Source organism: Micromonospora wenchangensis (genome assembly GCF_002210435.1).
Lineage (GTDB): Bacteria > Actinomycetota > Actinomycetes > Mycobacteriales > Micromonosporaceae > Micromonospora > Micromonospora wenchangensis.
The window spans coordinates 1-19,316 of the sequence record NZ_MZMV01000095.1 but is presented as its reverse complement, the minus strand read 5'-3'; the positions used below and the strand labels follow the sequence as shown (position 1 = coordinate 19,316).

At 72.5% G+C, this 19,316-nt stretch carries 12 protein-coding genes and 1 pseudogene; 6 read left to right on the top strand and 7 right to left on the bottom strand.

Features of this window, described 5'->3' with window-relative positions:
• Positions 1-291, top strand: a pseudogene (locus B5D80_RS30930) (sulfate adenylyltransferase subunit CysD); the annotation flags it as partial.
• Positions 291-1,595 (top strand): sulfate adenylyltransferase subunit 1, encoded by a 1,305-nt coding sequence (locus B5D80_RS30925; protein WP_088647468.1) that lies wholly within the window; start codon positions 291-293, stop codon positions 1,593-1,595. The pseudogene B5D80_RS30930 and the gene B5D80_RS30925, both read left to right, overlap by 1 nt.
• Before the next feature lie 64 nt (positions 1,596-1,659).
• Here B5D80_RS30925 and B5D80_RS30920 read toward each other — a convergent pair whose 3' ends face one another.
• From B5D80_RS30920 to B5D80_RS30895, 6 genes are all read right to left on the bottom strand, one after another.
• Positions 1,660-3,219, bottom strand: a complete 1,560-nt coding sequence (locus tag B5D80_RS30920; protein WP_088647467.1) for an FAD-dependent monooxygenase — start codon at positions 3,217-3,219, stop codon at positions 1,660-1,662.
• 161 nt (positions 3,220-3,380) lie between these two features.
• Positions 3,381-4,001 (bottom strand): acyl-CoA-like ligand-binding transcription factor, encoded by a 621-nt coding sequence (locus B5D80_RS30915; RefSeq protein ID WP_088647466.1) that lies wholly within the window; start codon positions 3,999-4,001, stop codon positions 3,381-3,383.
• A 172-nt stretch (positions 4,002-4,173) separates the two neighbouring features.
• On the bottom strand, positions 4,174-6,450 hold the full coding sequence (katG, locus tag B5D80_RS30910; protein ID WP_088647465.1) for a catalase/peroxidase HPI: 2,277 nt from the start codon (positions 6,448-6,450) through the stop codon (positions 4,174-4,176).
• 23 nt (positions 6,451-6,473) lie between these two features.
• Positions 6,474-6,902 (bottom strand): Fur family transcriptional regulator, encoded by a 429-nt coding sequence (locus tag B5D80_RS30905; protein ID WP_088647464.1) that lies wholly within the window; start codon positions 6,900-6,902, stop codon positions 6,474-6,476.
• A gap of 131 nt (positions 6,903-7,033) precedes the next feature.
• Positions 7,034-8,074: a LacI family DNA-binding transcriptional regulator gene (locus B5D80_RS30900; RefSeq protein WP_088647463.1), complete on the bottom strand. Its 1,041-nt coding sequence runs from the start codon at positions 8,072-8,074 to the stop codon at positions 7,034-7,036.
• Positions 8,075-8,146: 72 nt separating this feature from the next.
• Positions 8,147-9,706 (bottom strand): glycoside hydrolase family 43 protein, encoded by a 1,560-nt coding sequence (locus B5D80_RS30895; RefSeq protein ID WP_245855077.1) that lies wholly within the window; start codon positions 9,704-9,706, stop codon positions 8,147-8,149.
• A gap of 626 nt (positions 9,707-10,332) precedes the next feature.
• On the opposite strand from B5D80_RS30895, the gene B5D80_RS30890 reads away from it, so the two are divergent.
• Both B5D80_RS30890 and B5D80_RS30885 read left to right on the top strand, forming a co-directional pair.
• Entirely contained in the window at positions 10,333-13,176 is a 2,844-nt protein-coding gene (locus B5D80_RS30890; RefSeq protein ID WP_088647461.1) for a glycosyl hydrolase family 95 catalytic domain-containing protein, read from the top strand.
• 116 nt (positions 13,177-13,292) lie between these two features.
• Positions 13,293-14,957, top strand: a complete 1,665-nt coding sequence (locus tag B5D80_RS30885; RefSeq protein ID WP_245855076.1) for a cellulose binding domain-containing protein — start codon at positions 13,293-13,295, stop codon at positions 14,955-14,957.
• A 94-nt stretch (positions 14,958-15,051) separates the two neighbouring features.
• Here B5D80_RS30885 and B5D80_RS30880 read toward each other — a convergent pair whose 3' ends face one another.
• Positions 15,052-15,942: an SGNH/GDSL hydrolase family protein gene (locus B5D80_RS30880; RefSeq protein WP_088647460.1), complete on the bottom strand. Its 891-nt coding sequence runs from the start codon at positions 15,940-15,942 to the stop codon at positions 15,052-15,054.
• 152 nt (positions 15,943-16,094) lie between these two features.
• Here B5D80_RS30880 and B5D80_RS30875 point away from each other — a divergent pair, with 152 nt between their 5' ends.
• Complete coding sequence (locus B5D80_RS30875; protein ID WP_088647459.1) at positions 16,095-17,666, top strand: cellulose binding domain-containing protein; 1,572 nt, start codon at positions 16,095-16,097, stop codon at positions 17,664-17,666.
• 297 nt (positions 17,667-17,963) lie between these two features.
• Complete coding sequence (locus B5D80_RS30870; RefSeq protein ID WP_088647458.1) at positions 17,964-19,295, top strand: CE1 family esterase; 1,332 nt, start codon at positions 17,964-17,966, stop codon at positions 19,293-19,295.
• The last annotated feature ends 21 nt before the right edge of the window (positions 19,296-19,316 follow it).

Below are 19,316 nucleotides of genomic sequence, written 5' to 3'. Positions count from 1 at the left end.
TCGATCTACTACGCGCACGACCGTGAGGTGATCGAACGCGACGGCATGCTCTACGCCGTCAACGAGTTCTTCACCCCCCGCGCGGGCGAGGAACCCTTCACCGCCCGGGTGCGGTACCGCACCGTCGGGGACGCGTCGTGCACCGCCGCCGTCCGCTCGGACGCCGACACGGTGGAGAAGGTGATCGACGAGGTCGCGTCGACCCGGATCACCGAGCGGGGCGCCACCCGGGGCGACGACCGGGTCAGCGAGGCCGCCATGGAGGACCGCAAGCGGGAGGGCTACTTCTGATGAGCACCGAGATGCTGGCACCGGCCGATTCCCCCGCCGAGGCCCGACCGATGGACCTGCTGCGGTTCGCCACGGCCGGGAGTGTGGACGACGGCAAGTCGACCCTGATCGGTCGGTTGCTGTACGACACGAAGTCGTTGTTCACCGACCAGTTGGCCGCGGTGGAGGCGGTCAGCGCGGCCCGGGGCGACGAGTACACCAACCTGGCGTTGCTCACCGACGGCCTGCGGGCCGAACGGGAACAGGGCATCACCATCGACGTGGCGTACCGGTACTTCGCCACCCCGAGGCGGAAGTTCATCATCGCCGACACCCCGGGGCACACCCAGTACACCCGCAACATGGTCACCGGCGCGTCCACCGCCGATCTGACGCTGGTCCTGGTGGACGCCCGCAAGGGGTTGGTGGAGCAGTCCCGGCGGCACGCGTTCCTGTGCTCGCTGTTGCGGGTGCCGCACCTGGTGCTGTGCGTCAACAAGATGGACCTGGTCGACTTCTCCCAGGAGGTCTTCGAGCGGATCGCCGACGAGTTCACCTCCTTCGCGGCCAAGCTCGACGTACCCGACCTGGCGGTGGTGCCGGTGTCGGCGTTGCAGGGCGACAACATCGCCAGCCGGTCGGAGCACATGCCGTGGTACGAGGGGCCGTCGCTGCTGCACCACCTGGAGCACGTGCACATCGCCTCGGACCGCAACCTGGTCGACGTGCGGTTCCCGGTGCAGTACGTGATCCGCCCGCAGTCGACCACGATCACCGACTACCGGGGCTACGCCGGCCAGGTCGCCTCCGGCGTGCTCAAGCCCGGCGACGAGGTGATGGTGCTCCCGTCCGGCTTCACCAGCCGGATCGCCGCGATCGACACCGCCGACGGCCCCGTCGACGAGGCCTTCCCCCCGATGTCGGTCACCGTCCGCCTCGACGACGAGATCGACGTCTCCCGGGGCGACATGATCTGCCGGCCGAACAACGCCCCCACGGTCGCCCAGGACATCGAGGCGATGGTCTGCTGGATGGACGAGACCCGCCCGCTGGAGATCGGCGGCCGGTACGTCGTCAAGCACACCACCCGTTCGGCGCGTGCCATCGTCCGCGAGCTGCACTACCGGCTCGACATCAACACCCTGCACCGGGACGAGACCAGCACCGCGCTGGCGCTCAACGAGATCGGCCGGATCAGGCTGCGCACCACCGTGCCGTTGCTGGTGGACGACTACCACCGCAACCGCACCACCGGCGGTTTCGTCATCATCGACGAGACCACCAACCGCACCGTGGGCGCGGGGATGGTCATCCAGCGGGACTGACCCCGCGCTCCGCGTCGGCCGGCCCGGCACCCTCCCCCGCCGGGCCGGCCGAACCCTTCGTGCGTCACCCCCGGTCGGTGCCCGGCGGGCCGAACCAGCGGGCGAGCGCGGCGGTCAACCCGTCGGCGTCCGGCCCGTCCGTCGGGGACTGCCAGGCCACATAGCAGTCCGGGCGCAGCAGCAGCGCGGTCGGCAGGTCGTCGCCGGGCGGGTCGCCCGTCGCGCCGCCCGACGTGAACCGGCCGGTGAGCACGTCGACCCGGTCCCGCCACGGCCCGACCGCGCCGGCGTGGACGCCGGTGGGGTCGAGCAGCAGCGGGCGGGCGGTCCGGGTCAGCTCGGCCAGCCGGACCGGGCCGGTGCCGGTGTGCCACACCAGGTCGGGTGCGAAGCGTCCGACCAGCGGCCCGTCCGCCGCGCCCGTCGGGTAGCGGACGTCCGCCCCGGCCAGCAGGGCGGCGACGTAAGCCGCGTTCTCCGGCCGGTCGAGCAGTTCACCGAGGAGCACCCGCAGCGCGGTGACCTCGCTACCGGGGGCGATCAGCGCCGACTGGGCCTGGGTGGACATGGTGACCCGCTGCGCGACCGGTCGGCGTTCCGCCTCGTAGGAGTCCAGCAGCCCGTCCGGGGCCCGGCCGTGCACCTGGGCGGCCAGCTTCCAGCCCAGGTTCACCGCGTCCTGGAGGCCGAGGTTGAGCCCCGGCCCGCCGATCGCAGAGTGGACGTGGGCGGCGTCGCCGAGCAGCAGCACCCGCCCGGCGCGGTACCGTTCGGCGAGCCGGGTGTTGCCCCCCACCAGCCGGCGCAGCAGGTGCGGCCCGGGGCCGGCCGGCGGACCGATCGGCAGGTCGACGCCGAGCACCCGGGCGACGCTGGCCCGCAGCTCGGCGAGGGTCGGCGGCCCGTCGAACCGCGTCGACTCGGGCCACTCGATCGTGCTGAGGCCCGCCGGACGCCCGGCGAAGGGGGCCCACACGATCAGCCCGTGCGGGGTACGGGTGTGCCGGAACGGCGCGACGGTGCCGTACCCGGGGACCACGAGGCCGCCGGTCGCCGCGTCGACCAGCTCCGCGGGCAGGCTGACCTGGGCGGTTCGGGAGACGCTGCGGTCGGTGGACACGCCGGGGAAGCCGATCCCGGCCAGCCGGCGTACGACGCTGTGCCCGCCGTCCGCGCCGACCAGGTAGCGGCAGCGCAGGGTGGTGCCGTCGGCGAAGGCGACCCGCACGTCGTCCGCGCCCGGGGTCAGGCCGGTCACCTCGTGTCCCCGTCGGACCTGCACGCCCAGTTCGGCGACCCGCTCGGCGAGCACCCGTTCCAGGTGCTTCTGCGGGGCCTGGAGCAGGTACAGCGGGTTGTCCGGCACCGCCCGCAGGTCCAGCGGCAGCGCCCCGAAGACGAACCCGGGCGACGGCTGCGGCGGCCCCGGGTCGTCGACGAGGCGGTGGTGCAGGCCGCGCCGGTCGAGCAGCCGGACCACCTGACCGACCAGCCCGTTGGCGCGCTGCTCGGTGGTGGGGGCGGACAGCCGTTCGCAGACGACGGGCCGGACGCCGGCCAGGGCCAGTTCGGCGGCGAGCAGCAGGCCGTTGGGGCCGGCGCCGACGATGAGGACGTCGATCATCGCGGGTTCCTTTCGAGGGCATGGTGGACCGCCGCCGGGGCGCGGCGGAGCACGGGCAGGACCGGGCACCCCGGCGGGGTGCGGGTGGGCGCGGTGGATCGGGCTTCCGCGGTTCGGCGGGAACGGTCAGGGCGGCGCGGTGGGACCGGGCGGCGGTCGGGTCAGCGGGGCGTGGGGGGTGGCAGGCCGGCGGCGAGCCGGGTCAGCGCGTCGGGGAGCAGGTGTTCCATCGCCACGGGCGGATCGGCACGCAGGTAGTGCCGGATCGCGGCGTTCACGGCGGCGTTCACGCTGGCCGCCACGAGGTGGGGGTAGAGGTCACGGTCGGGGTCGGTGCCGGTGCGTTCGGCGACGGCCGCGGCCAGGTCGGCCTCGGCGATCGCGCCCGCGCGCAGCATCTCCGCCTGCAACGCCGGCTCGGCCAGCATCACGGCGAGCCCGTCGACCCACTCGGCGTGTGGGCGCGGCGGCGACTGGGTGACCTCCGGGCCGGGGGCGAACCGGGTCAGCGTCGCCGCGATCAGCGCCGCCCAGAGGGGTTCGTCGGCCGGCCGTCGGCGCAGCTCCTCGGCGACCCGGCGGCTGCGGTCGAGGTGCCGGAAGGCGATCGCCTCGGCCTTGCTGGAGAAGTAGTTGTTGAACGTCCGCGGGGACACGCCCACGGCCTGGGCGATGTCCTCCACCAGGACGTTGTCGAAGCCCCGGGCGACGGTCAGCCGGATGGCCGCCCAGCTCAGCGCCGCGCGCGTCTCGGCCTTCTTCCGCTCCCGTAGCCCGCTCACCCACCCAGCATAGCCGAAAGTGCGTGGCACGCAATATTACGTGCCACGCACTTTTCCGCTGCCGTCACAGCGCCCCGCTCCTACGGGAGCGCCACCCCGGCGGCCGGGTTCACCCGTCCCGAAACCAGGCGGGCCCCGGCCGATCGGCCGGGGCCCGCACAGCAGGGTCGGATCAGGACAGGTCGAACCGGTCCAGCTCCATGACCTTCGTCCAGGCCGCCACGAAATCGGTCACGAACTTGGCGCCCGCGTCCTGGCTGGCGTAGACCTCGGCGAGGGCACGCAGCTGGGAGTTGGACCCGAAGACGAGGTCGACCGCGGTGGCGGTCCACTTCACCTCGTCGGTGGCCAGGTCCCGGATCTCGTAGACGTGCTCGTCGGACTCCGACGCCTTCCACCGGGTGCCCGGGGAGAGCAGGTTGGCGAAGAAGTCGTTGCTGAGCACGCCCGGCCGGTCGGTGAGCACGCCGTGCGCCGTACCGCCCACGTTGTTGCCGAGGGCCCGCAGGCCGCCGACGAGGACGGTCATCTCCGGCGCGGTCAGGTTGAGCATGTACGCCCGGTCGACGAGCAGCACCTCCGGCTGGGTCTTCTCACCGGGACGCAGGTAGTTGCGGAACCCGTCGGCGCGCGGCTCCAGCACGGCGAACGACTCGACGTCGGTCTGCTCCTGGCTGGCGTCGGTGCGACCCGGCCGGAACGGCACGGTCACCTCGACACCCGCGGCACGGGCGGCCTGCTCGACGGCGGCCGAACCGGCCAGCACGATCAGGTCGGCCAGCGAGATCTTCGCCCCACCGGCGTCGTTGAACTCGCGCTGGATCCCCTCCAGGGTCGCCAGCACCGTCGCGAGCTGCTCGGGCTGGTTGACCTCCCAGCTACGCTGCGGTTCGAGGCGGATCCGCGCGCCGTTGGCGCCACCGCGCTTGTCGGTGTGCCGGAAGCTCGCGGCGGAGGCCCAGGCGGTGCTGACCAGCTGCGCGGTGGTCAGGCCGGAGTCGAGCACCTTCGCCTTGAGGGCGGCGACGTCGGCGTCGGAGACCAGCTCGTGGTCGACGGCCGGCACCGGGTCCTGCCAGAGCTGCGGCTCGGCGACCCAGGGGCCGAGGAAGCGGCTGACCGGGCCCATGTCGCGGTGCAGCAGCTTGTACCAGGCCTTGGCGAACGCCAGCGCGAACTCGTCGGGGTGCTCCAGGAAGCGCCGCGAGATCTTCTCGTACGCCGGGTCGACGCGCAGCGACAGGTCGGTGGTGAGCATCGTCGGCCGGTGCTTCCTGGCCGGGTCGTGGGCGTCCGGGATGATCGCCTCGGCGTCCTTGGCGACCCACTGCTTGGCCCCACCGGGGCTGGTGGTCAGCTCCCACTCGTAGCCGAACAGGATCTCGAAGAAGCGGTTGCTCCACTGCGTCGGCCGGTCGGTCCAGGTGACCTCCAGACCGCTGGTGATGGTGTCGCCGCCCTTGCCGCTGCCGTGGGTGCTCAGCCAGCCCAGGCCCTGCGCCTCCAGCGGGGCGCCCTCGGGCTCGGGGCCGACGTGGTCGTCGGCGACGCCCGCGCCGTGGGTCTTGCCGAAGGTGTGGCCGCCGGCGATCAGCGCGACGGTCTCCTCGTCGTTCATCGCCATCCGGCGGAAGGTCTCCCGGATGAAGTGCGCCGCCGCGAGCGGGTCGGCGTTGCCACGCGGACCCTCCGGGTTGACGTAGATGAGGCCCATCTCGGTCGCCCCGACGCCGGCCGACATCTCGGTCTCGGAGGCGTAGCGCTCGTCGCCGAGCCAGGTGTCCTCCGGACCCCAGAAGATCTCCTCGGGCTCCCACACGTCCGGCCGGCCGAAGCCGAAGCCGAAGGTCTTGAAGCCCATCGACTCCAGGGCCACGTTGCCGGCGAGCACGAGCAGGTCGGCCCAGGAGATCTGCTGGCCGTACTTCTGCTTGACCGGCCAGAGCAGCCGGCGGGCCTTGTCCAGGTTGGCGTTGTCCGGCCAGCTGTTCAGCGGCGCGAACCGCTGCCCGCCGTCACCGGCGCCACCGCGGCCGTCCTCGATCCGGTACGTGCCGGCGGCGTGCCAGCTCATCCGGATCATGAGGCCGCCGTAGTGGCCGAAGTCGGCCGGCCACCAGTCCTGCGAGGTGGTGAGCACCTCGGTGATGTCCCGCTTGAGCGCCTCGACGTCGAGTTTGGCGAACTCGCGGGCGTAGCTGAAGTCCTCCCCCAGCGGGTTGCCCTTGGCCGAGTGGGCGTGCAGGACCGAGAGGTCGAGCTGGTTGGGCCACCAGTCCCGGTTGGTACGCGGACGCCCGCCGGTCTTCGGCTTCGGGGAATCGATCGCCGGGTTCTCGCTCTCGCTACCCTGCGCGGTCACCGAGTCGTGCGCGACCGGGCAGCCGGCCGCCGCCTTCTGGTCCACGCCCTGCGCGCTGACGGGGACGTTGTCCTGGGTGTCGCTCATGTACTTCCTTCCGAACTGGTGGATCACTGGGAGGTGCGGTCGGTCGCACAGTCGGGGCAGGTGCCCCAGTAGACGACCTCCGCCTCGTCGACCACGAACCCGTGGTCGTCGGAGGCGGTGAGGCAAGGAACGTGACCGACGGCGCAGTCGACGTCGGCGATCACGCCGCAGGAGCGGCAGACGACGTGGTGGTGGTTGTCCCCCACCCGCGCCTCGTAGCGCGCGGTGGACCGGCCCGGCTGGATGCGGCGCACCAGGCCGGCCTCGGTGAGCGCCCGTAGCACGTCGTAGACCGCCTGGTGGGAGACCGTGGGCAGGTCGGCCCGGACCAGCGCGATCACCGTGTCAGTGTCGACGTGCGGGTGGTCCCGCAGCGCGGCGAGCACGGCCAGTCGGGGCCGGGTCACGCGCAGCGAGGCCGCCCGTAACTGTGCCTCGAGGTCGGCCGTCATGGGACGACCATAGTCCGCTGTTCTGGAGCAAATCAAGTTTAGGCTCGGCGCGGCGGTACGCACCCCTCTTCCGGGTGACGCAGCCCTCACCCGGTGCGACCGGCCGGAGGCGGGTCGGCGCGCGGGTGCGCTCAGTGCCGGCGGGGTGGCGCGGTGCTGCCCCGCACCACCAGCGACGTGCCGAGTTCGTACCGGTCCTGGACGAGCGGCTGGCCGTCGGCCAGGGCCAGCGCCAGGCGGGCGGCGGTGGCCCCGATCTCCCCGAAGGGCTGGCGCACCGTGGTCAGCGGCGGTGCCAGCCAGGCCGCCTCGTCGACGTCGTCGAACCCGACGACGCTGAGGTCGTCGGGGATCCGCAGGCCGGCCTCCCGGGCCGCCGCGTAGACGCCCAGCGCCTGCAGGTCGTTGCCGCAGACGACGGCGGTGGGCGGCGCGGGCCCGGCGAGCAGCTCGACGCCGAGCCGCAGGCCGTCCTCGAAGGCGAACACGCCGCTGCGTTCGAGGCGCTCGTCGAACGGCACGCCCGCGTAGTCCAGCGCGGCCCGGAAGCCGTCGCGGCGGGCCCGCGCCGACAGGTCCCGCACCGGGCCGGTGAGCACCCCGATCCGCCGGTGGCCGAGGTCGACGAGATGGCGGGTGGCCGACAGCGCCCCGCTCCAGTTGCCCGACCCGACGACGGGGACGGGGAACAGGTTGTCCGCCGGGTCGACGGCCACCAGCGGTATGCCGGCGGCGGCGAAGCTCGTCCCGTCCTCGGCAGTCACCAGGGAGAACACCGTGATCACGGCGGCCGGTTGGCGCAGCAGCACCGCCTGCGCCCAGGGCTGCCCGGCCCGCAGCCAGTGCCGCACGTCGGTGAAGCCGACCGTGTGGTCCCGGGGGCCGGCGACCTCCTGGACGCCGCGCAGGATCGGCATGGCGATCGAGGAGAGCATCTGGTGGAAGACCACCTCGATGCAGGGCGTGAAGCTTCCGGCCGGCCGGCGACGGTAGCCGTGGTCACGTAGCAGCGCCTCCACCCGCTGCCGGGTCTGCTCACCCACCCCCCGGCGACCGTTGAGCACCTTGGAGACCGTCGGCGGGGACACCCCGGCGAGTTCGGCGATCGTGGCGAGGGGCAGGTCGCCGCGCCGGGGCTTGCGGGAGCGGCGACGTCGACCTTCCTCGATCACGCAGGGAAGTCTACGTGTCCCGGCGTCCCGGCCCGGCGCACCGGCGGGGGCCCCGACCGCACCGGCTCCCGCTCAGTGCGGCGCCGCCGCCGGGCGGTGGGTGAACCAGTCGAACGCCGCGCTGCCCCCGGTGACGTACATGCCGACGACCCGGCCGGTGAATCCGGCGGCGACCTCGGTGGACAGGTAGCGCCCGTCGAGTTCGGCCAGTACGACGGGGCCGGCCGGGCCCGCCACCTCGAAGGTGACCATGTCGCAGCCGGCCGCCCGCACCCCCCGGGGCGCGGTCCGGGCCGCCAGGTCGGCGGCGGAGGTCACGGTCGGCGGGTAGAGGTCGTGGGTACGGGTGGCGATCGTCAGCACCAGCGGGCCGTCCGGGACGGCGTGGGTGGCGAAGACCTGCCGGAACGGCCCGGCCCGGCCGATCACCCGGACGATGCCGGCCCGGACCTCCAGGTCGTAGTGGTGCGCCTCGTCGATGCGGATGGTGAGCCCGGCGACGCCGGTGCCCGGGTCCACCCGGACGCTGGTCCGGCTGTCGTGGTACCGCTGCCGTAGCGCCACGATCGTCGCACCGGCGAGGTCGAGGGTCGCGCCCACGGCGTGCAGGGTGAGCCAGCCCGGCCTGGCGGTCAGCGACCAGCAGTCGTCCGGGCGGCTGCGGGGCGAGATCCATTCGGGCGCGAGGACGGTCGCGTCGAAGTCGTCGTGGAAGGTGTCCGGGCCGGCCGGCGTGGCACCGGCCGGGGCGCTGCCGGGGGGCGCGGGGGTGACCTCCCGGACCGGGTCGACGACCGGCCAGCCGTCGACCCAGCGCACCGGGGCGAGGAAGGTCTCCCGGCCGAGTGCGTGGTAGGGCGGCCACTGGCCCCGGGCCCGGATGCCGAGCAGGACCAGCCACCAGCTGCCGTCGAGCGCCTGGACCAGGTCGCCGTGCCCGGTGGCCTGCACCGGAAGGTCGGTGCCCCGGTGGGTGAGGATCGGGTTGGCCGGCGCGGGGGTGAACGGGCCACGCGGGCTGCGGGAGCGGGCGACCGAGACGGCGTGGCCGGTGTGCGTGCCGCCCTCGGAGAGCAGCAGGTACCACCAGCCGTCGATCCGGTAGAGGTGCGGGGCCTCCGGGTACTGGCCGCCGGTGCCCGACCACAGGGGGATCGGCCCCTCCAGCACCCGGCCGCCGTCCGGGTCGATCCGGTAGGCGTCCACGCCGGAGGTGGTCAGCCAGCAGGTGCCGTCGTCGTCCCAGGCCAGCGAGGGGTCGACGTGCGGCAGGTCGAAGTAGACCGGGTCGGACCAGGGTCCGGTGGGTTCCGGCGCGGTGACGATGAGGTGCCGGCCCAGGCTGACGTTGGTGGTGACCAGCCAGAACCGGCCGTCGTGGTGGCGCAGGGTGGGCGCGAAGATGCCCCGGGACGCCTCGGTGTCGGCGGGCAGCTCGAGCTGGCCGGGCCGGTCCAGGATGTTGCCGATCTGCCGCCAGGTGACCAGGTCGCGGCTGTGCAGCAGGGGTACGCCCGGGAAGTACTCGAAGCTGGAGCAGACCAGGTAGTAGTCCGCGCCGACCCGGCAGACGCTCGGGTCGGGGTGGAATCCGGGGACGACCGGGTTGCGGTAGGACGCTCCGGTGGACACCGCGCGGCACCTCCTCGGGTGGTGCGGGCACAGTGGCCGGTGCCGGGGCAGGCCACCACGGCCCGGAAATGTTTGCGATAACATTTCGCAATCCGGATGCTACGGAAGGTCGCCCCCCGGTTCAAGGCCGGCACCGCCACCCGGCGCCGGGCGGGCGTCGGGCAAGCTCCGCCCACGTCCCACCGGAACCGGCCCTGACCTGGCATCCCACCGCCGACCGCCACCCGAGCGGCGGTCCGCCTGGCCACCCCGGACGCCGGGCGGCCACCGCGCGGCGCGGTCGACGGACGACGACGCGGGCCCACGGACCGGGTCAGGAACATTCGCGCAACATGGCCGTCATATCTTGACGGGGCCCGAGGAATCCACGAGAGTCCATATGTGGCGAGATGGTGCGCCGCCGGGAGCTCGACGCGCCGTCACGGCAGTCATGGATGCCGACGTCAGGGCGCGTCGGGCCGCGCCTGTTAACGATAACAGCAGTGTTTCCGCTGCGGGCCGATCGAACACCGGTCCGGGCCGGGTGGCGCTCGACCGTGTCCCCGGCACCGGGTCCACGGCGACGGCCACCCGTGCCGCCCTCCCCCACCCGCACCCGGCCCTGATCCGCACCCCTGGGAGAGAACATGTCTGAAGTGACCCGAAGGAACGTCCTCAAGGCCGGAGCGGTGGGGGCCGGTGCCGCGCTGGTCCCGGCCGCCTGGACCGCCACCGCCCGCGCCGGCTCGGCCGCACCGCCGCAGGTGCTGGCCGCGAACGACCTCGCCCTGTGGTACGACGAAGGAGCCGGCACCGACTGGCTGCGCGCGCTGCCGATCGGCAACGGCCGGCTCGGTGCGATGGTGTTCGGCAACGTCGACACCGAACGGCTCCAGCTCAACGAGGACACCGTCTGGGCCGGCGGCCCGTACGACTCGGCCAACACCCGGGGCGCGGCCAACCTGGCCGAGATCCGGCGACGGGTCTTCGCCGACCAGTGGACCTCGGCGCAGGATCTGATCAACCAGACGATGATGGGCAACCCGGGTGGTCAGCTCGCGTACCAGACGGTGGGCAACCTGCGGCTGGCTTTCGGGTCGGCCAGCGGGGCGAGCCAGTACGTCCGCACCCTCGACCTCACCACCGCCACGGTCACCACGACCTACGTGCTGGGCGGCGTACGGCACCAGCGGGAGGTGTTCGCCAGCGCGCCCGACCAGGTGATCGTGGTGCGTCTGACCGCCGACCGCGCCAACGCGATCACGTTCTCCGCCACGTTCGACAGCCCGCAGCGCACCACCGCGTCGAGCCCGGACTCCGCCACCATCGGGCTGGACGGCATCTCCGGCAGCCAGGAGGGGGTCACCGGCTCGGTCCGGTTCCTGGCCCTGGCCAACGCCGCCGCGACCGGGGGCACGGTCAGCAGCTCCGGCGGCACCCTGCGGGTGTCCGGGGCCACCAGCGTCACCATCCTGATCTCGATCGGCTCCAGCTACGTCAACTACCGCACCGTCAACGGCGACTACCAGGGCATCGCCCGCACCCGGCTCAACGCCGCCAAGGGCGTGGCGATCGAGCAGTTGCGCAGCCGGCACCTGGCCGACTACCAGGCGCTGTTCAACCGGGTGAACATCAACCTGGGTCGTACGGCCGCGGCCGACCAGCCCACCGACGTACGGATCGCGCAGCACGCGAGCAGCAACGACCCGCAGTTCGCCGCGCTGCTGTTCCAGTTCGGGCGGTACCTGCTGATCTCGTCCTCGCGGCCGGGCACCCAGCCGGCGAACCTCCAGGGCATCTGGAACGACTCGCTGACGCCGCAGTGGGACTCGAAGTACACCATCAACGCCAACCTGCCGATGAACTACTGGCCGGCCGACACCACCAACCTGTCCGAGTGTTTCCTGCCGGTGTTCGACATGGTCAAGGACCTGACGGTGACCGGGGCCCGGGTCGCCCAGGCGCAGTACGGCGCGGGCGGCTGGGTCACCCACCACAACACCGACGCCTGGCGGGGCGCGTCGGTGGTGGACGGTGCGCTGTGGGGCATGTGGCAGACCGGCGGCGCGTGGCTGGGCACGATGATCTGGGACCACTACCTGTTCACCGGCGACCTGGGTTTCCTCCAGGCGAACTACCCGGCGCTCAAGGGCGCCGCCCAGTTCTTCCTCGACACCCTTGTCGCCCACCCGTCGCTGGGCTACCTGGTGACGAACCCGTCGAACTCCCCGGAGCTGCCGCACCACTCCAACGCCAGCGTCTGCGCCGGGCCGACGATGGACAACCAGATCCTGCGGGACCTGTTCGACGCCGCCGCCCGCGCCAGTGAGACCCTCGGCGTGGACACCACGTTCCGGTCGCAGGTGCGTACCGCCAAGGACCGGCTCCCCCCGACCCGGGTGGGCTCCCGGGGCAACGTGCAGGAGTGGCTGGCCGACTGGGTGGAGACCGAGCGGAACCACCGGCACGTCTCCCACCTGTACGGGCTGCACCCCAGCAACCAGATCACCAGGCGGGGCACCCCGGCACTGTACGAGGCCGCCCGCAAGACCCTGGAGCTGCGCGGCGACGACGGGACCGGCTGGTCGCTCGCCTGGAAGATCAATTTTTGGGCCCGGCTGGAGGACGGTGCCCGCGCCCACAAGCTGTTCAAGGACCTGGTCCGCACCGACCGGCTCGCGCCGAACATGTTCGACCTGCACCCGCCGTTCCAGATCGACGGCAACTTCGGTGCCACCTCCGGCATCGCCGAGATGCTGTTGCACAGCCACACCGGTGAGCTGAACGTGTTGCCCGCGCTGCCCAGCGCGTGGCCCACCGGGCAGGTCGCGGGCCTGCGCGGGCGCGGCGGCTACACCGTCGGCGTGGCGTGGAGCAGCGGGCAGCCCGACGAGATCGGCATCCGCGCCGACCGCGACGGCACGCTGCGGGTGCGGTCCCGGCTGTTCACCGGCAGCTTCACCCTCACCGACGTCGCCGACGGCAGCGCGCCGGCCACCACCCGCCCGGAGACCGACGTCGTCCAGTTCACCGTCCGCGCCGGGCACACCTACCGGGCGGCCCGGCCGGGCGTGACGCCGACCCCGACACCGACCGCCACGCCCACCGCCACCCCCACGCCGACCACCCCGGCGCCGACGACCCCGGTCCCCACCACGCCGGTCCCGACCACCAGCTCACCCGCGCCCTCGGGGGCCCGGGCGACGTACGCGGTGACGGGCTCGTGGTCGGGCGGCTTCCAGGCGGAGGTCACGGTGACCGCCGGCGCGACCGCGATCCGGGGCTGGACGGTGTCCTGGACGTTCGCCAACGGGCAGACCATCAGCCAGATCTGGGGCGGGTCGCACACCCAGAGCGGCGCGAACGTGACAGTGAAGAACGTCGACTACAACGGGGCGCTGGCCGCCGGTGCCTCCACCACGTTCGGCTTCATCGGCACGGTGAACGGCACCAACAACGCGCCGACGAACCTCACCTGCACCACGAGCTGACCGGCACCGGGCGGGTCGTCGCCACCTCGCTGCGCCTCCGGGCCGGCCGGGGTGGCGACGACCCGTCCCGCCCCTGCCGGCACCCACGATCCCCCGAGTGGAACGGACGGAAGACCATGAGACGACCATCTACCCGCAGGCGTCGGCTGCTGACCGCCCTGGCGGCCGGGCTGCTGCTGGTGGCGGGCCCGGCGGTGGTGCTGCGGACCTCCCCGGCGCTGGCCCTGGACAACGGTGTGGCGCGGACGCCGCCGATGGGTTGGAACAGCTGGAACACCTTCGGCTGCAACATCAACGAGGCGCTGATCCGGCAGATGACCGACGCCATGGTCAGCACCGGCATGAAGGACGCCGGCTACCAGTACGTCGTCGTCGACGACTGCTGGATGAACCCCAACCGGGACTCCGCCGGCAACCTCCAGGGCGACCCCACCCGCTTCCCTTCCGGCATGAAGGCCCTCGGCGACTACATCCACGCCCGAGGACTCAAGTTCGGCATCTACCAGGCCCCCCTCGACAAGACCTGCGCCCAGTACTTCAACTCCTACCCCGGCGCCACCGGCTCCCAAGGCCGCGAAGCACAGGACGCCCGCCAGTTCGCCGCGTGGGGCGTCGACTACCTCAAATACGACTGGTGCTCACCCACCGGCACCATCGACGACCAGGTCCGTGCCTTCGCCAAGATGCGCGACGGCCTCGCCGCCGCCGGCCGCCCCATCGTCCTGAGCATCAACAGCAACAGCATCCACTCCAAGACCGGACCCCAACGCGACTGGGGCGACGTCTCCAACATGTGGCGCACCACCGAAGACATCACCAACACCTGGAACAGCGGCCAAACCAACGGCTACCCCATGGGTATCCAGAACATCCTCGACGTCACCATCCCCCTCGCCGCCCGCGCCAAACCCGGCGCCTTCAACGACATGGACATGATGGAAGTCGGCCGCGGCGGCATGACCGACACCGAAATGCGCACCCACTTCGCGATGTGGGCCCTCCTCGCCTCACCCCTCATCGCCGGCAACGACCTCCGCAACATGAACGCGGCGACCCAGACGATCCTCAAGAACGCCAACCTCATCGGCATCAGCCAGGACCCCCTGGCCCTCCAGGCCACCCAGGTCTCCTTCGACGGCACCCGCCGCGTCCTGGCCAAGCGACTCGCCAACGGCGATGTCGCCGTCGCCCTGTTCAACCAGGGGACGGCCGCCACCACGATCAGCACCACCGCCGCCGCCATCGGACTGTCGGGCAACTCGTTCACCCTGCGCGACGCGTGGACCAACACCACGAGCACCACCTCCGGCGCCATCTCCGCCAGCGTCCCGGGGCACGGGACCGTCGTCTACCGGGTCAGCGGGGCGTCCGGCACCCCCACCCCGACGCCGACCACCACCCCGCCGACCCCGACGCCCACGTCGACCACCCCGGCCCCGACCACCCCGCCGCCGGCGGCCATCTCCTGCCAGGTCAGCTACGCGATCACCAGCCAGTGGCCGGACGGGTTCCAGGCCGAGGTGACGATCCGCAACACCGGCACCACGGCGGTCAACGGCTGGAGCCTGCGCTGGTCGTTCGACAACGGCCAACAGCTCAACCAGGCGTGGGGGGTCACCTACACCCAGAACGGCGCGCAGGTCACCGCCAGCAGCGCCAGCTGGAACGGCCTGCTCAGCCCCGGTGGCAGCGTGGGCTTCGGGTTCATCTCCAGCTGGTCCGGCAGCAACGCCAAGCCGACCGCGTTCACCCTCAACGGCCAGACCTGCACGGTGGCCTGACCGGGTCGACGGAAAAGACGGGACCCCCGGTCATGACACCGGCCCGGCATCGGGACGGGACATGACCGGGGGTCCCCCGCCACGGCTGGTCAGATCAGTTGTCCAGGGTGGCCAGCACGGCGGTGGCCATGCCCTGCTCGCCCCGGGCGTTGGGGTGGAAGGGCGCGGCGGCGTTCTCCGGCACCAGGCCCTCCACCCACCGGGTGCCGCTGCTCTTGCAGGTGTCCCGCCCGATCGACGGGGTGTAGACGTCGGCGTAGACGGCGTCGTTGGCCGCGGCGGCACCGGCCAGCATCGCGTTGAGCGACTTGGCGACACCCCGCAGGTACGGCACGTCCTGGTAGGCGATGGGGACCAGCGGCCAGCAGCCGTACCCGGAGTCCGGCACGATCGCCGGGTAGCCGAGCACCACGATCCGCGCGCCGGGCGCGGCCCGACGGACCGCCTGGAGCACGGCGGCCACCTTCGGGGCGGTGGCGGTGATCCGGGCCTGCAACTGGTCGGTGCCGCCGGCGGTGTAGAGGTTCTTGCACGGCGAGCCGAGCGGGCTGCTGAAGCTCGCCTGCGCGCAGTCGCTGATGATGCTGGAGAAGCCGATGTCGTTGCCACCGATCTGCACCGTCACCAGGGCGGTGTTCGCGGTGACCGCGTCGAGTTGCGGGGGCAGCGGGCCGCCCAGCGAGCCGCTGCCGCCGTAGCGGATGTCGTCAGTGGTGGCCCCGGAGCAGCTCACGTCGACCAACGGCGACGAGCCGGCGGACGCGGCGACCAGGGACGGGTAGTTGCGGTTGGAGCGCAGGCAGTTCAGGTCGACCTGGGTGGGGATCAACGGGCCGGACGTGTACGAGTCGCCGAGCGCGACGTAGCGTCCGGTGGGGACGGCGGCGCTGGCGGGCACGGCGGTGGAAAGCACACCGGCGGTGGCGGCGGCGAGCGCGAGCAGCCGGGTTGCGGTGCGCAGCAGCGGCCGACGGGGACGGGGCATGACGCCTCCCAGGGCGGATCACGGGGGTGGTGCCGCGATCCTGCGCCCTGGAACGCCCGACGTCAATATAGACAGCTCTCATTAAATTGTCCCCGGGCGCACGCCCGGGGCCCGGCGACAGCCGTCGCCCCACCCCTGCGGGAGGATCATCCATGGGACCCACGCGTTCCCGGTTCAGACTGGCGGTGTCGCTGTGCGCCGCCACCACCGTCGTCGTCACCGCCGCGCTCGCCGGCACCGTCCCCGCCCAGGCGGCGGCCGGGTGCCGGGTCACCTACACGGTGACCAGCCAGTGGCCGGGCGGATTCGGCGCGAACGTCGACGTCACCAACCTCGGCGACCCGCTCACCGGCTGGCGGCTCACCTGGACCTTCACCGCCGGGCAGGTGGTCAGCCAGTGGTGGAACGGCACGGCGACCCAGTCCGCCGGCCGGGTCACCGTCGGCAACGTGGACTGGAACGGCAACCTCGGCACCGGGGCGAGCGTCCAGTTCGGCTTCGGCGCGTCCTGGAACAACGTGGCGAACCCGACGCCCGTCGACTTCGCCCTCAACGGGGTGCCGTGCACCGGCCGTACCACCGGGCCCACCGCACCACCGACCACCACGCCGCCGCCGACCACCGAACCACCGACCACGCCACCGCCCACCACCCCACCGCCGACCACACCGCCCCCGACCACGCCGCCGCCGGGAACCGGGGCGCTGGACCAGACGACGACGGTGGGACGGGTCAGGGCGGTCGGCAGCAGCGCGCAGTACACCTGGCCCGGCATCTACTTCGAGGGCCGGTTCCGGGGCACCGGGGTCGGGATCGTCCTCAACGACTCGCAGAACGACTACGTCGTGCAGATCGACGGGACGACCGTCGCCACCCTGGTCACCCCGGGCCGGACCACCTACTGGGTCCGCGACCTGGCCGACCGCGAGCACACCGTACGGCTGGCCAAGCGCACCGAGAGCCCGTGGGCCGTCGGCGAGTTCGGTGGCCTCGTCCCCGCCGCCGGCGGCGCGATCCTGGCCCGGCCCGCCCCGCGCAGCCGGCAGATCGAGTTCATCGGTGACTCCTGGACCGCCGGCTACGGCAACATGTCGACCACCCGGGACTGTTCCGGCAACGGCGGCGTCACCCGCAACTCCAACGCCGACGTCACCTTCGGCGCCCTCACCGCGCAGAGCCTGAACGCCGACTACCAGCTCGTCGCCTGGTCCGGCCTCGGCATGGTGCGCAACTACAACGGTGGCGGCACCGACAACTTCCGCACCTACTACGAGACCGACCTGCAGGCGTTGTGGAACAGCACGACGTGGCAGAACCCGGGCACCTGGAAGCCGCAACTGGTGGTGGTCGGGCTGGGCATCAACGACTTCTCCACCGCCCTCAACCCCGGCGAGCGGTGGGCCACCGTCGACCAGCTCGCGGCCGACTTCCGCAGCGCCTACCTGGCCTTCCTCGACAAGCTGCGCAGCCGGTACGGGCCCGACACGTTCATCGTGCTCACCTACCCCGACCTGTCCCCCACCACCGCGCTGGCCAGCTCCGTGCAGCAGATCGTGCAGACCCGCGCCAGCCGGGGCGACACCCGGATCCGTTCGCTCTACTACGACGACAACGCGCTGGGGCTCGACAAGCTCGGTTGCGACTGGCACCCCTCCCGCCGCGACGACCAGCTCCTCGCCGGCGCGCTCACCCGGTTCGTCAACACCCTGCCGCTGACCTGGTGAGCCACTGACGGCCGACGGCCCCCACGGCCGAGCACCCTCGGCGCATCCCCTGGCCGGGCACCGGAACCTGCGCACCACGGCCCCTCTCCGGTGGCGCGCCCCGACCGCCCGTTTATTGACATCATACGTCATACGGATTACGTTCGTAATCATCGATGGATTTGATCGCCTGTCCTGATCCGGTGGAGACCACCGGCACGGCCGGGATCGCCACCGGGTCGCCGCCGCCGTCGGAGTCGGGCAGGCCGGTCGCGCCCCCACCCCACCACCACCCCTGATGTCGAAGGAGTTCCCCTGATGTCGAGACACCGACTCGTGGCCGGCGTCGTCGCGGCAGCGGCGACGCTCGCCCTCGCGCTGGGCGGCGCCGCGATCACCACCGGCGCCGGGCCGGTCGCCTGGGCCAAGGACGCCGGCCCGCTCGCCGCGACCGCCGGATGCGGCAAGGCACCGACGCTGACCAGCGGCACCCGGACCATCTCCAGCGGCGGCCAGAACCGCACCTTCATCCTGCGGATCCCCGACAACTACGACCGCAACCACCCCTACCGGCTGATCTTCGCGTTCCACTGGAACGGCGGCACCGCCACCGAGGTCGACTCGGGCGGCACCAGCGGCTACCCCTGGTCCTACTACGGCATCCGCGCGCTGGCGAACAACAGCGCGATCTTCGTCGCCCCGCAGGGCATCGGCAACGGCTGGGCCAACACCGGCGACCGGGACCTGACCTTCGTCGACGACATGATGCGGCAGATCGAGTCGAACCTGTGCGTCGAGACCACCCAGCGCTTCGCGATGGGGTTCAGCTACGGCGGCGGGATGAGCTACGCCATCGCCTGCGCCCGCGCCTCGGCCTTCCGCGCGGTCGCGGTCTACTCCGGCGGGCAGCTCAGCGGCTGCAACGGCGGCACCCAGCCGATCGCGTACATCGGCATCCACGGCCTGCGGGACAACGTGCTCCCCATCTCGACCGGGCGGTCGCTGCGCGACCGGTTCGTGCGCAACAACGGCTGCACCCCGCAGAACCCGCCGGAGCCGGCGCAGGGCAGCCTGACCCACACCGTCACCTACTACTCGGGCTGCCGGGCGGGCTACCCGGTCGCCTGGGCCCCGTTCGACGGCGGGCACGCCCCCAACGCCGTGGACGGCACCGCCGACGTGTACGCACCCGGCGAGAAGTCCTGGACCCGGCCCGTGGTGTGGAACTTCTTCACCCAGTTCGACGGCACCACGCCCCCCACCACGCCGCCGGTCACCACCCCGCCCGCGACCCCGACCACGCCCCCGGCGACCCCGACCACGCCCCCGGCGACCCCGACCACGCCGCCGGCCGGCGGTGCCGGATGCACCGCGACCGTGACGGTCAACCAGTGGAACGGCGGCTTCACCGCCTCCCTGCGGGTGACCGCCGGGTCCGCCGGCACCACCGGCTGGACGGTCAGCACCACCCTGGCCGGCGGCGCGAGCGTCACCAACACCTGGAACGCCACCGCCAGCGGCAGCACCGGGACGGTCCGCTTCACCAACGTCGACTACAACGGTCAACTCGCCCCCGGTCAGGTCGCCGAGTTCGGTTTCCAGGGCAACGGCAGCGGGTCCGGGCTCACCCCCACCTGCACCGCCCGCTGACCCGGACCGGTCACAGGCCCG